The organism is Pontibacter oryzae, assembly GCF_003576375.1.
GTDB classification, from domain to species: Bacteria; Bacteroidota; Bacteroidia; order Cytophagales; family Hymenobacteraceae; genus Pontibacter; species Pontibacter oryzae.
This window is the reverse complement of record NZ_QWGE01000001.1, coordinates 153,206-167,288: the sequence shown is the minus strand read 5'-3', so window position 1 is coordinate 167,288 and position 14,083 is coordinate 153,206. Positions and strand designations below refer to the sequence as shown.

Genomic DNA, 14,083 nt, shown 5'->3' with positions numbered 1-14,083 from the left:
TTCGCAGAAATTTAAACTATATGTAAAAAAATAGGAAGAAGCTTGTTAACAGGAAAGCCCGCTCTGAAGAACGGGCTTTCTCAAAAGTTATATGTTGCGTTAAGCTTTGGATAACTGACTTGTGTTGATGTAGAAGTTTTTGTCTGCCCGGAACTTTGACCCTTTCTTTACATTTTTCAGTTCCTGCCAGTCAGTTGTGGGCTCCAGCCATTGGGCTTCGTCGTTGAGGTATACCTTAACAGGCATATTGAATTTACCTGCCGTGTTGGCCCAACGGTATTTTATTTTATTACCTTCCTGCATATACTCCAGTGTAGGGATGCGAACATCGCGCAGGTATTGGTCGAAAAATGGGGAAAGGTCTCGACCTGTTTGCTGGCTTAGGTAGTCTTCTATCTGTTGCGTGGTTACCGTCTGGTGGTAAAACTCTTTATTTAGGCCACGAAGTATGGCGCGCCACTTATCATCGTTGTTCACGATTTGCCGCAGGGTGTGCAGCATGTTGGCGCCTTTGTAATACATGTCTCCGGAGCCAGGGTAGTTCACGTCATACTTGCCAATAATGGGGCGGTCGTTGCGGATGTTCTTGCGAAGCCCGATAACGTATTCATTGGCTGCCTCGGTGCCGTAATGGTAATCCAGGAACAGGGATTCAGAGTAATCTGTAAAGCTCTCATGGATCCACATGTCGGCAATGTCCTTGTAAGTGATGTTGTTGGCGAACCATTCGTGCCCGGCCTCATGCACTATAATGTAATCAAACTTTTTGCCCCAGCCCGTGCCACTCAGGTCGCGGCCACGGTAACCGTTTTGGTAGCCGTTGCCATAGGTAACGGAGCTTTGGTGCTCCATCCCCAGATACGGCACCTCAACCAGTTTAAATCCGTCTTCATAAAAAGGGTAGGGGCCAAACCAATGCTCAAAAGCCTGCAGCATGAGCGTAGTTTGGGTAAACTGTTTTTTCGCTTTCTCCAGGTTATCGCGCAGCACATAGTAGTCCAGATCCAGCTCGCCTTTCTCGCCTTTATACTTGTCTGAGAAGTGCGCGTAGTCACCAATGTTAACATTCACGCCATAGTTGTTGATGGGGTTGGCCACGTACCAGCTATATGTTTTGCTGCCATCGGCGTGTTCCTGCACGTTTTTCAGACGGCCGTTGCTCACATTCATCAGGCCCTTGGGCGTTTGCACACTAATGCGCATACTATCAGGTTCGTCGTACATGTGGTCTTTGCATGGCCACCAAAGGCTGGCGCCATCGCCCTGGCACGATGTAGCGATGAAAGGGTTGCCGTTGGCATCGCGTTGCCAGGTCAGGCCGCCGCTCCAGGGAGGGTTTTCGCTGACTTGCGGCTTGCCGCCATAGTATACTTTTACCTCTCGTTCCTCGCCTGCTTTCTGTGGTTCCTGCAGTTGCACATACCACGCGTTGCCGTCGCGCTGCACCTGTAGTTCCTTGCCGTTTTGGGTTACGCGCTCAATGCGAATGGGCGGCTGCAAATCTACTTGCATGCGTTGCTTGGGCTCCAGCACCTTATACCTGATGATGTTGCTTCCCTGCAGGGTGCTGTCTTTAGGGTTTACACGGATGTTTAGGTCATAAAAGGTAAGGTCCCACCAAGCGCGCTCCGGGGTAATGCTACCGCGCAAAGTGTCCTGGCGCGTAAACTCTTGTGCCTGCGCGGTAGTGGTGCCCATACTTAGTAGGCTGCCTAAAGCCAGAGCAGGTAGAAGGTGGCGTGTCTTCATGAAAGGTATGTTTGGTTTGGTATTATATAAAACATCCTGCCCGTGAAATTGATTTCGGAGGGCAGGATGCTGTAGCTAAGATAGCCGTTTCTGCTGGCAGTGCCAAGAGCGGCAGGCGGTATTTTGTTTGGCTTTAACCTCTAATTGAGGTGTACCATATCCTTATAACCGGGGTTGCGCTTGATGTAGGCTTCCACCACAGGGCAGGATGGGATCACTTTATAGTTGTTTGAGCGGGCAAACTCCAGCCCGCAACGCACCAGGCTATCCGCGAGGCCATTACCCCGGTGGTCCTCGGGTACAAAGGTATGGTCAAAATCCATTACCTCGGTTTCGGGGTACGTATATGTCAGCTCTGCTTCTTCTTCCTGCAGAAGGATGTAAAAACGCAGGTCTTCTTCGTCATGAATGATGTTCTCGCTCATAGTATAAATTTTAATTCCTGAGTATCTACGGGTAATTTGGGTGGGTGTTGACCTACCTTCGGGGTTTGGCACGCTCGTACTGCGGGGGCCAGGCATGCGCACTCCCTAGCTGAAGCGCAGCATGCATCGGGAAGTATGGGTCGCGGAGCAGCTCCCGCGCCAACAGTACCACGTCGGCCTGGCCACCTGCCAAAATCTCTTCTGCTTGCTGGGCTTCGGTAACCATGCCCACGGCGCCGGTAAGTATGTTTGCCCGCTGCCTGACCATCTGCGAAAAAGGAACCTGGTAACTTGGGGCAATCGGTATCTCTGCCTGCGGTACATTGCCTCCGGTGGAGCAATCAACCAGATCCACACCAAGTTTTTTAAGCGCAAGGGCCAGCGCAACCGAGTCATCGCCGGTCCAGCCGCCTTCGGTCCAGTCGGTTGCGGAAATGCGTACAAAAAGCGGGTATTCTTGGGGCCACACCTTGCGGACGCGCTCTGTTACCTCCAGCAATAAACGGATGCGGTTCTCGAAGGAGCCGCCATACTTATCGGTTCGCTGGTTGCTCAGGGGTGAGTAAAAGGCATGTAGCAGATAGCCGTGGGCAGCATGCAGTTCAATAACTTTAAAGCCTGCCTCCAACGAGCGTTTGGTTGCTGCCTCAAAAGCATCCACCACCTGCCCGATTTCTGCTTCCGTCAGTTCGTGCGGTGTTGGTTCCCCATCCTGAAAGGGAATAGGGCTTGGGGCCACGGTTTGCCAACCGTTTTCTTCGTTTGGGGCAATGGCTTTGCCGCCATCCCAGGGGCGGTGGTGGCTGGCTTTACGCCCGGCATGTGCCAGTTGGATACCTGGCACAGAACCCTGCGCCGAGATAAAATCCGTTATGCGTTTTAAGCCCTCAATGTGCTCATCTTTCCAGATGCCCAGATCATGCGGTGTGATGCGGCCCTCGGGTACCACGGCACTTGCCTCGAATAAAATAAGACCGGCTCCGCCCACGGCACGGCTTCCAAGATGCACCAGGTGCCAATCGTTAGCAAAACCATCTTGGCTACTATATTGGCACATCGGGGAAACCACAATTCTGTTTTTAAGCGTGATGCCTCTGAGCGGCAACGGCGACATAAGTATGGACATAAGTTTTTCTGCTGATTTAATGAAGTATGATTAACATATACCGGGTATTAAAGTTTAGTGTTTGAGTAAGGCGTTTTCGACTATACTGAGCTTAATAGGCTTTGAGAAGGAACTGCTATAATTAATGCCGTGCCGTTAGAATGCCTCGATTGCATTGGGGAGCAACTTATCTGTGGCGTTTGTATAATTTGAGTCTGAACGCTGGTGCGGCACCTTCTATAGGTTATACAGCGTTAGGCTTGCTCAGTTTATAGCCTTACTAGCAAGTATAAAACAAGAGAATGGCAAGGCTCCTAAGTTACAGCCTAAACAAAAAGTTGAGGCGAGTTAATTTGTTCTCTTGATGAAGCCGATAGGTACAGCAGTTAACCATTGTTACAGGGCATGTTCGGCACTATAATTCAAAGCTTCTCTTTCGGGTTTGTATAAAACTAATAAAACCCACGCTCATCTTTCAGCTTCTGCCAGGATGCGATTCAGGTCGGTGAGTATACTTCCTACGTCGCGGAGGGTGCGGTTTGAGCTGATGCTCCGCAGGTTATACAGGCAGCAATTCTGGAGTTGGTGTGCTTCCCGAATGGCATTGGCCAAGGCTGGGCGGTGCACATCCTGCTGCTCAACCATGGTTAGGCTGGATAAGGTGAGGCATTCTGCGGTAACTTCCATGGCTAGTTGAAGGGCCAGTGTGTCCTGCAGGTCCGATTCGAAGATATGAGCAGAGTTGAGGTCCGCAATACCACGCCGTATGCCCCGTATCTGAGTGGTGATATGCTCCAGGCGCTTTACGCTGACGGCCAACCGGCTCAGGCGCGTACGCTTATGGGTTAAAAAGGGGTTATACTTAAGGCTTTGCTCGGCTAATTGCAGTGCTTTAATAATTTGCTCGGTAGCCGCGATTAGCGCATCGGTTTCGTGGCGCCCAACAAGCTGTCCCTTTTCGGACTGCCTAAGCTGGCTGGCCAGAAAGCGTAATGTTTTTGTGCCTTGCTGGCCCCAGGCAAGTATACTTTTCTCAACCTCAGGTATAGCGTTCTGCGGTACAATTAGGGCATTGATGAGCACAGCCACCACAGAGCCCATAAGTGTTTCAAGAACCCGCTCCAGGGCATAGCCCTCCTCCTGAAATCCAAACGCCAACACCAGGAAAGAGCTGACCGCTACCTGCGACACAATTTGAGGATTCATGCGCAGCGCTTTGGAAATCCCCATGCCAAGTATAATTACCAGAAAGATGGAAAAACTGCTGATACTGAACCAATGCCCGATGAGCAGACTGACGGCCACACCGCCGATGATACCAATAATGCGTTGGGTAGCCTTTTCCACGGAATCAGCCACAGTAACCTGCACGGTAAGTATAGAGGCAAGTGGGGCAAAGTAAGGAAACTCGGAACCAAGCACGGCTGTTGCCACCAACCACGACACTGCTGCGGCCAGAGCCGTTTTAACAATTTGGAGTGTTAAACCAATTCGGGCAAAAAAATCTATGGCTTTAGGCATGGGGTACTATACCGGGCGCGGGTAAATATTTAGGTAGCTTGTATGGGCAAAGGTATAAAGTATAAGCGAATACGAGTAAATTTTCATACTGGAATTCTCTCATAGAAAGTTAGTTATGGATTTGTGCCAGGTTTTTTCAGGAGCCGCAAAACCTCATTTTCTTCAAGGGGTTTGTGCAGAAATTCCTGAACAAAAGAGTATTTCTTCGCACACTCCATTTCCTCTTTGTCTACAGAAGAGGTAAGTATGAAGATCTTACAGCAGGCTTTAAGTTGCTCTGCGCGTGGCCTTAACTCGTTTAAAAAATCCCAGCCACTCATAAAGGGCATATTGAGGTCCAGGAAAATTACATCGGGAAGCTGCTCTGTGGATTGCCCCTCAAAGATACTGGTTAAATAGCTCAACGCTTGCGGGGCATTCAGGAAGGTTTTATACTCTTCCCCAAACCCATATACAGAGAGCATTGTTTCGGTCAGAAAAATGCTTACCTCATCATCATCAACTATAACTACTTTTCTAAACATACGCTTAGCAGTTCGTGTACTTAAGCCTACGCTTTTCTGCAATAATACGGCAATATTCGTTCCGGTGATATGGCCATAATGTATAGTGTTTCAAGTGCGCGTGCTATGTAATCCCTACTCTGGCTAGGTGCAAAACAAAAATGGAGGCAAAAAAATAAGGGTAGTATAAATTGATAAGGAGAGAATAGGCGTAAACGTAATGCAAATATAGCAACAATTACTATAAGTTTGCCCTAATACTGGCCACTGGAAACGTTTATTGCATGCGCGGTTATTATTTTTATTGGCAAGCATGTATTAACACAAATGCACAGTTATAACGGTTGCAATGCCTGTATTTTGTTTGTGATGATTGCTTTGAGGCAGGAATGCAAAAAGTTAGTGCTGGTTATTAAGGGGCAGGATAACCGTAAAAGTTGTTCCGGTACCTTCTGTGCTCTCAACCTTAACCTCTCCGTGCAATATGCTTACCTGCTCGCTTACTAAGTATAAACCAAGCCCTTTTCCGTCTACCCCGGCATGAAAGCGCTTGTACATCTTAAATAAGTCTGTGCCCACCTTGCCCATATCCATGCCAGTGCCATTGTCAGAGACAGCTATAATGGCCTTGGTAGCCTGCTTGCTCACGCTCACGGTTACTTCCACAGGGCGTTCAGGGGAGCGGTATTTCAGCGCGTTCGAAATGAGGTTATGTAGTATGCTTACCAGAAAGGCTTTTACGGTAAATATTTCAAGCGGCCCCTCTGATTCTATATGCACTGAGGCATTCGCGTTCTTTATCTCCTGCTGCAGGCTGGCAATAGTTAGTTTTACCAGGTTTTCTATATGGCATAGCTCCCTGGCTTCCTGGCCCTGATGCCGTAATGATAGCATTTCGTTGAGGTCACGGACCATGGCATCTAGTTGCTGCGCTGACTGCATGAGGGCGCTCACAGCGGTTTGGTGAGTGGCTGGTGGCAGATTGTCCTTCTGTAAAAGGCTGCCAAGCCCCAGTATCCGAGCAATAGGGCTTCGGAAATCGTGGGCCACAATCTTGCGGAACAAATCAAGCTCATCGTTTTGGCGTTGCAGCTCTTGGGTGGTGCGCCAAAGCGCCTGCTCGCGTTCTTGCTGCACGGTTACGTCTTTGGCAATGCCAAAAATGCCCACCAACTGCCCTCCCACTTTAAGAGGGAAGTTGGTTACATCAATAAAGACAGACTCTCCACTGCTATTCCGAACCACGGTTTGATAGCGTTGCGGATTGCCTTCCCTGGCTGAGGTAAAATGTTGAAGCGCATTCTCCCAGTGCTCCGGGTGGATGTGCAGCTGATACCCTTTCCCTAAAAGCTCCTTACGCTCTTTCTGCAAAATCTGGCATACCTTGTCATTAACCGTATGGAACCTCCCATCAATAGTGATGCTGTACACAGCGTCTGGGTAGTGGTTAAATAGCAGACGGTTCAAGCGTTCCAGCTTTAAAGAGTTTATTCCCGGGTTAAGGTTAGTTGAATACATCGCACACAAGAGGTACTAATTAAAACACAAGGATTAGTAAAGCGTGCCTGAACAGCTTTCTTTTAACAGCGTAAGGCATTGGTCCTCCAGGGGTTTTTGCAGAAAGCCAGACACTAGGCTGGTTTCGTTGGCACGCAGGCGTTCCTGCTCATCCACAGATGAAGTTAAAATATAGATGCGGCATTGGTTTTTAAGTGCTTGCTCGTAAGGGGCAAGTGCATCCAGAAAATCCCAGCCACTGATAAACGGCATGTTCAAGTCCAGAAAAATGACATCAGGCAAAGTGTCTGGGGCGGTACCGGTGGCACTCTGTAAAAGCATCTGCAGCGCTTGCTGCGCATCTAAAAAAGCTCTGCACTCACTGGCAAAATTATCGGCCTCCAGCAGCGCCTCAGTCAGGAAGATGCTAACTTCGTCATCATCCACAATGTAAACTTTATTGAACATGTTTTGCTCCTAATAATATTTTAAAGGTGGTGCCTTTATCAGGCTCGCTATCCACCGTGATTTTTCCGCCTAAGGCCTCTACTTGTGTTTTTACTAAGAACAAGCCAATGCCCTTTCCTGGCAACTCTGGATGGAAACGCTTGTATAACTGGAATAACTGGCTGTGCACCACGTGCATATCCAGCCCGGTGCCATTATCTGCCACGGTGAGCGCATAGCCGCGCTTATCGCGCTCTGCGGTTATTCGGATCTCCAGCGGCCGTGCCTCTGCTTTATACTTTAATGCATTGGAAAGCAGGTTATGAAGAATACTGTATAAGTAAGCACGGATGGAAGCAAGCTTGAGCGCTGGGTCAATGGAAACGTGGACTTTGGCTCCCGCATAGCTCAGTTGTTTCTCGAAGTGCTCGAGCACCTCATTGCATACCTGCTTCAGGTTAACAGCCTCTCTTGGCGACGTACGGCCCGAGTCCCGGATGGAGAGTACGTTGTTCATGTCTTTTATTACAGAATCCAGGCTCTGTACCGAAAAGTAAAGCTTCTGCAGGGCGACATCGTAAGTCTCTGTTTCTTTAGGGAGTCTCTTCACAAGTTGTGCCAGCCCGAGGGCATTAGCCACTGGTGCCCGCAGGTTGTGTGAGATGATGTATGTAAACTGCTGCAGGTCTCGGTTTTGCTTGTACAGGTCATCGGCCAGTTTCAGAAGCTTTTTCTCGGCCTCTTTTTTCTCGGTAATGTCTGTTTCGAGGGCTATATAGTTTACAAGGTTATCAAACTGATCAAAAATCGGAGTTACATCTATGTAAAACCATACCTTTTCGCCTGATTTCTTATAGTTCAGGATTTCTTCGGAAAAAGGTTTCTGGCTGCGATACTTTTCCAGAATTTGCGCAGCTACCTTCTTGTCTGTTTCCGGGCCCTGCAACATTTCGCTGGGTTTGCGACCAATAACTTCTTGGCGGTTGTACCCAGTAAGCCGGCAAAAACCATCGTTAACCCACTCAATATTACGATCGGGGTCCATAATAACTACACCGTTGATCGTTTTGCTAGCCACAAAGGAGAGTTTCTTTATTTCCTGCTCCGTTCTTTTTTGTAGCGTAACGTCTACAAAGTGTACTGCAATGCCGTCGGGGGTAGGGTAAATAGTAAAATGCAGTATGCATGGTTTAGGAGAGGTAAATGTTTCCTCGAAGTGCAAGGTGGTTTTATGCTGCGCAACGTCGAGGCACTGCTGATAGAACCTGCTGTTCAGTAAGTATGGACATTCTTCCCAAATGCATTTGCCTACCAGCTCACTGCGGTCCATGCCCTTAAAGGAGGCAAAAGCAGCGCTCACAAATGTAAACCGCCATTCGTCATCTAAAGCATAAAAAGGCTCGCTTATACTTTCAAGTATGTTATTGAGTTGCTGGGCCTGCTCCTGTATAAGTTTCTGCGTTCTGTTAACCTCCGTCACGTCTTTGGCAATACCCTGCACGCCCTGGAGCTCTCCACGGAAGTACACTGGCATTACCGTAACCGAAACTTCTTTTTCTACCCCATCAGCAGTAACAATGCATATTTCCACTGAATGCGCAAGGCCATTCAATACCTTGGTAAAGGCTGTGTTTGCAGCGGCCAGCGAATGGGGTGCCACTAGTTTAGCATAAGGCATACCATGCAGCTGGTTATCATTATACCCAGTGAGCGAATGCATGTGCTGGTTTACCTGCTGGAACGTACCCTTTAAGTTCACTGTGAAAACAGCGTCTGGGTGCTCGAAAAAAAGTGATTTATAGTAAGCCTGATGGTAATCTTTGTCATAGCCGAGTTTGGCCTCCTCTGTTACATCGCGGGAGTTTATCAGGATGCCTCGAACATGCCGGTCATGCAGCATGTTGGTGGCTGTACACTCCAGCCAGCGCCATTGGCCTGTTTTGGATAGAAATCTGAAAGCCGGAATCCGAACCTTCCTTTGCACAGGCAGGTTTCGCATTAGCAAATCAACGCGCATTTGCTCATCCGGATGGATAAATCTATAGGCTTCGGTACCGATTAGCTCCTGAGGCGCATAGCCTAATATTACCTTTGCCGACTCGCCCACGAAAGTATACTTGCCCGCTTTGTCGACCACAGAAATTAGGTCCATACTATTGGACACGACTGAGCGATAAAATTCAAGCGAATGGCTTTGCATACAAATACTTGGAACAGGAGCTTGCAAGAGATTAGTATCTAAACGTAGCGTATAAACTGTTTTGGGACATCACTCATAAATCAAAGCCAAAACTTTGAAATGCTATGCGTATCCGAAAATTGGATTAGGCTAATTTACATACAAGTTGCTTAATAACAAGCCCAAGGTGTGAAAGACAGTAGAATAAGTATGAAATGTCTAGAAAAATATAAGGTTAGCACTGGTTAAAGTCCTATTCTATGCTTTCAATTTCTTGGGTTTTATCTCCTTTGCAGGCATAATTTAGTGAGCGACCTACAATTTTAGAAGCTCAAGTAACTTAATTTATGCTGTGAAGTATAACGCTGAGTTTATCAGTGCGTTATCCCTGAATTTTCATAGGGGTTACAATCTTTATGGTGTAACATGGTTTTAGAGTAATCAATTACTTACTTATCTTACTGCTTTTACCGCAAAAATTGTAGAGCCCAGGCATGCGTTACACGTAAGGGAGCCATTCTGTTTGCAACTTATACTTCAACTAATCATACTAATTTAATCCGCCTATGAAAATTTTTACGCTAGCCCGTTATTTTCTGGTTGTGCTTTGGCTTTTGGCTGTCCCGGCGTTGGGGCAAGTCGTAACCACGGATCCCGCTTTTCCCACCGCCGATAAGCCGGTGACACTTATTTTCGATGTTTCTAAAGCTACACATAGCAAGGCCAGCGGCCTGCTCGGAAAAACCTCGGATGTATACTTATGGTCAGGAGCCGGAAGTACCGCCACCGGTGACGCCTTTGAGTACCAACCTGCCGGGCAAACAAATTTTAATGCTCCCTTCGAGCCAGGTAAAATGACCTCGATGGGCAAGAATAAGTGGCAGATCACGATCGTGCCCAGAACATATTTTGGTGTGCCAACCGGTACAGCCATCCGTAAATTAGGCTTGTTGCTAAAAAGCGGGAATGGCAGCGCACAAACCGAAGACCTGTTTGTTGAAGTATACCCCGATGAGTTGCGTGTAAGCTTCAGGCAGCCGGTTCAGGAATTCTTTTTTGCAGAAGCAAACGGCAGTATAGAAATAAGCGCCGAGGCTTCCGAAGATGCCGCCCTGCGCCTGACGCACGACGGTGTGGAACTGAAAAAAGTGGCCAACGGGAAAAGCCTGAGCTATACCCTGGCGGTAGGTGCAGTAAGAGGCTCGCGGCATGAGGTTGTTATTGAAGCGAAAACTGCGAGTGCCACCGTTACCGATGCCTTTGCTTATACCATAGAACCTGAGCCAACCATAGCTGCCTTACCTGCTGGTGTAAAGGACGGTATAAACTATGTAAGCGCCACAGAGGCGATTCTTGTGCTTTATGCGCCGCATAAAAACAATGCATACGTTATCGGAGAGTTTAATAACTGGCAACCTACCCAGCCATACCTGATGCATAAAACCCCGGATGCAGAACGTTACTGGCTACGGCTCGCAAACCTGCCGGCAGGGCAGGAGGTTGCCTTTCAATACCTAGTAGATGGGACTATAGCCATAGCCGACCCTTATACCGAAAAAATACTTGACCCGAACAACGACAAATACCTTACTAGCGCTAACTATCCAAACTTAAAGCCCTATCCCGAAGGCGCTACAGGCATTGTATCGCTGTTGCAAACCCAGCAGCAGCCCTATAACTGGCAGGTTAAAAACTTTGAGCGGCCTAATGTAAATAAGTTGGTAGTCTACGAGTTACTGGTGCGTGACTTTGTGAAAACCCAAAATTATCAAACGCTGACCGACACGTTAAGCTATTTTAAGCGACTGGGAATTAACGCGATTGAGCTGATGCCAATTATGGAGTTCTCGGGCAACGATTCCTGGGGCTATAACCCGATATTCTACTTTGCACCAGACAAAGCCTACGGCACAAAGCAGGATCTGAAGCGCTTTATAGACGCCGCCCACGAAGCGGGCATTGCTATCATTCTGGACATTGTGCTTAACCAGGCGGATTACGAGTTTCCGTATGTAAAGCTGTATTGGGACAAGGATAAACCCGCTGCCGATAACCCATACTTTAACCAGAATGCTACGCACCCTTTCAATGTGTTCTTTGATTTTAACCATGAAAGCCCGGCTACCAAGGCGTTTGTGCAACGCGTAACAAATTTCTGGCTGGAAGAATACAACGTAGATGGTTTTCGCTTCGACCTTTCCAAAGGGTTTACCCAAAAAGTTACCGGCGGCGACGTGGGTGCCTGGAGTGCCTATGACGCAGGCCGCGTTGCCACCTGGAAGCGCATTTACAACGAAATCCGTAGCACAGACGAGTCAGCCTACATCATTTTAGAGCACTTCGGCGATAACGCAGAAGAAAAGGAACTGGCAAACTATGGCATGCTCTTCTGGGGTAACGCCAACTATGATTTCCGGCAGCTAGGCAAAGGAGATAATGCGAACCCGCAATGGATGTCTTATAAAGTGCGAGGCTGGCAAAAACCGCACGTAGTGGGCTTTTTGGAGAGCCACGACGAAGAACGCTTCATGTATGACGTGAGACAGTATGGTAGATCAGCCGGGAGCTACAACGCAGCCAGCCAAGGTACAGCCCTTAACCGTGCGAAACTGGCTGCAGCGTTTGGGTTGGCCATACCTGGCCCTAAGATGATTTGGCAATTTGGTGAGCTAGGCTATGATATCTCCATCGACCAGAATGGACGGACTGGCAAAAAGCCTATACTATGGCAATACCAGCAAGACCCCGACAGGGCTAAGCTTTATCAGGTATACGCAGAACTGATACGCCTTAAAACCACACAGCCTGTTTTTGCGACCAACGATTTTAACTTAGACCTTGATAAGGTTGTGAAACGAGTGACGCTGGCCAACACAGACATGATGGTCTTCCTGATCGGAAATTTCGATATTAAGTCGCAGAGCCCGTCAGCTAATTTTCCGGGGGCAGGCATGTGGTACGACTATTTTAGCGGCCAGGAGCTTAAGGTGGATAACCCGAATGAAACCATTGTGCTGCAGCCCGGCGAGTTTAGGCTTTTCACAAGCCAAAAGCTGGAGGGGCCAAAAGCAAGCTTAGTGCCCTGGGCGCAAGTGGTGTTGTCTGCCGATGAGAAGCTTGTTAAAAGCGAGGGACTGAAACTCTACCCAAATCCGTCGCCGGGCAAGTCAGTCCTCAACATAGAAAACAGTTTCAGAGGCCTGCTGTCGGTACAGCTTAAAGACGTGATGGGCAGAACGGTGCAAACCTATAGCTTGCTCAAAACACAGGAAATGGCCCAGCAGGAACTGAAAATAGATGCTTTACCTGATGGTTTATACTTTGTACAGGTGAGTGATGGCAACAAAAGGATGGTCCTAAAACTCGTGAAACTAGGGGAGTAATTACCTACTGCATGTATTTTAATGCTTAAAGCCTTTTGCCATACATGTGGCAGAAGGCTTTTTTTATTTCTATGCTATTGATAGTAAATTATTTGTATGGTATTCTGGGGTGCGAATCAAAAATAATTAAAAAAAAGTTTCAGATAGGGGGATAATTGAGTGAGTGATGAGCTATATATGGTTAGTGAGCAGGCACTGAACCTGATACTTTGACTATTTAGCACCGCTTGAATGGAGTACCAATACTATACCTCAACAGATTTTGCAACCGACGAAGCTTTCATTCAATGGGTGCAGCATCCTACGCCTGCGCGCGATGCGTTTTGGGAGAAGGTGTGGCAGGAGTTTCCAGAGCAGCGTAGCGCCATAGACGAGGCGAAAACACTGGTGCTACATCTGTCATTCCAAAGCGAAAGGATAGATGCAGCAGAGCTCAGCGAAGTATGGGACAACCTTGGGGCCGCCCGACAAAACTACCTGGGAAATGGCGGGGATAACGACGAGGAAGATACCGTGATCTCTATGCGCTTCTGGCAGTATCGCACATACTTGGTGGCTGCGGCTGTTTCTGCGTTGCTGCTGGTTGGTGGTTATTTCTTGGTGCGGCAGTACCACAAGGAGCCAACCGTAACCTATGCCACTAATGCAGGAGAACGCATGCGTTTGCGTTTGCCAGATAGTTCGATGGTCTTACTCAACGGCAATTCATCCATAACCTTGCCAGCCCGCTGGACCCCGGACACGGATCGCAAAGTTCAGCTTAAGGGCCAGGCGTTTTTCTCGGTTATGCATACACGCAATAGCCAGCGCTTTGTGGTGCTAACGCCGGATGGCCTTGCAGTAGAGGTGCTGGGCACAGAGTTTAGTGTTACAAGCGACACTAAAACCAGCCAGGTTATACTTGAGCGAGGCATGGTAAGCCTGAGCCATACCAAAAACGCCTCGCAGCAGCTAACCATGGCTCCCGGTGAACTGGTTGTGCTTACCGAGGCCTATGGCTTCGTGAAAAAAGAGGTTGACCCAAACCTGTACAACGCCTGGAAGAACACGAACCTGGTTTTTGAGAATACCACACTCGGTGAAGTAGCCCAAATGCTGGAGCACAGTTACGGCTACCAGGTAAGCATAGCAGACCCGGCCTTGAGAGGCATGCGCATCTCGGCCTCTTTAAATACAAACTCCCCGGACCACATCCTGACTACTGTGTCTGAGACACTGGAGGTGGCGGTACAGAAGCAAAATAATTCCATAATCATAAGCTCTAACTGATCAAT

The 14,083-nt window shown here is 48.2% G+C and carries 10 protein-coding genes; 2 read left to right on the top strand and 8 right to left on the bottom strand.

Features of this window, described 5'->3' with window-relative positions; genetic code table 11:
* Positions 1 to 99: 99 nt before the first annotated feature.
* The 8 genes from D1627_RS00655 to D1627_RS00620 form a co-directional block, all read right to left on the bottom strand.
* Positions 100 to 1,749: a M1 family metallopeptidase gene (locus D1627_RS00655; protein WP_119430298.1), complete on the bottom strand. Its 1,650-nt coding sequence runs from the start codon at positions 1,747 to 1,749 to the stop codon at positions 100 to 102.
* A 140-nt stretch (positions 1,750 to 1,889) separates the two neighbouring features.
* Complete coding sequence (locus D1627_RS00650) at positions 1,890 to 2,174, bottom strand: GNAT family N-acetyltransferase (RefSeq protein WP_119430297.1); 285 nt, start codon at positions 2,172 to 2,174, stop codon at positions 1,890 to 1,892.
* Between the two features lie 52 nt (positions 2,175 to 2,226).
* On the bottom strand, positions 2,227 to 3,300 hold the full coding sequence (locus D1627_RS00645) for an NADH:flavin oxidoreductase/NADH oxidase (RefSeq protein WP_119430296.1): 1,074 nt from the start codon (positions 3,298 to 3,300) through the stop codon (positions 2,227 to 2,229).
* 447 nt (positions 3,301 to 3,747) lie between these two features.
* Positions 3,748 to 4,800, bottom strand: coding sequence for an FUSC family protein (locus D1627_RS00640; RefSeq protein WP_119430295.1), 1,053 nt, complete (start codon positions 4,798 to 4,800; stop codon positions 3,748 to 3,750).
* A gap of 113 nt (positions 4,801 to 4,913) precedes the next feature.
* Positions 4,914 to 5,324: a response regulator gene (locus D1627_RS00635; RefSeq protein WP_119430294.1), complete on the bottom strand. Its 411-nt coding sequence runs from the start codon at positions 5,322 to 5,324 to the stop codon at positions 4,914 to 4,916.
* 378 nt (positions 5,325 to 5,702) lie between these two features.
* Complete coding sequence (locus D1627_RS00630; protein WP_158607124.1) at positions 5,703 to 6,770, bottom strand: sensor histidine kinase; 1,068 nt, start codon at positions 6,768 to 6,770, stop codon at positions 5,703 to 5,705.
* An 84-nt stretch (positions 6,771 to 6,854) separates the two neighbouring features.
* The gene (locus D1627_RS00625) at positions 6,855 to 7,268 is read right to left on the bottom strand and encodes a response regulator (RefSeq protein ID WP_119430292.1); all 414 of its coding nucleotides are present in this window, start codon (positions 7,266 to 7,268) and stop codon (positions 6,855 to 6,857) included.
* Complete coding sequence (locus tag D1627_RS00620; RefSeq protein ID WP_119430291.1) at positions 7,258 to 9,447, bottom strand: PAS domain S-box protein; 2,190 nt, start codon at positions 9,445 to 9,447, stop codon at positions 7,258 to 7,260. The genes D1627_RS00625 and D1627_RS00620 overlap by 11 nt, the downstream gene beginning before the upstream one ends.
* Before the next feature lie 545 nt (positions 9,448 to 9,992).
* Between D1627_RS00620 and D1627_RS00615 the strand changes: the two genes are divergently transcribed.
* Both D1627_RS00615 and D1627_RS00610 read left to right on the top strand, forming a co-directional pair.
* Positions 9,993 to 12,809, top strand: a complete 2,817-nt coding sequence (locus tag D1627_RS00615) for a DUF4961 domain-containing protein (RefSeq protein ID WP_119430290.1) — start codon at positions 9,993 to 9,995, stop codon at positions 12,807 to 12,809.
* Positions 12,810 to 13,040: 231 nt separating this feature from the next.
* Complete coding sequence (locus D1627_RS00610; protein ID WP_119430289.1) at positions 13,041 to 14,078, top strand: FecR family protein; 1,038 nt, start codon at positions 13,041 to 13,043, stop codon at positions 14,076 to 14,078.
* Positions 14,079 to 14,083: the final 5 nt, after the last annotated feature.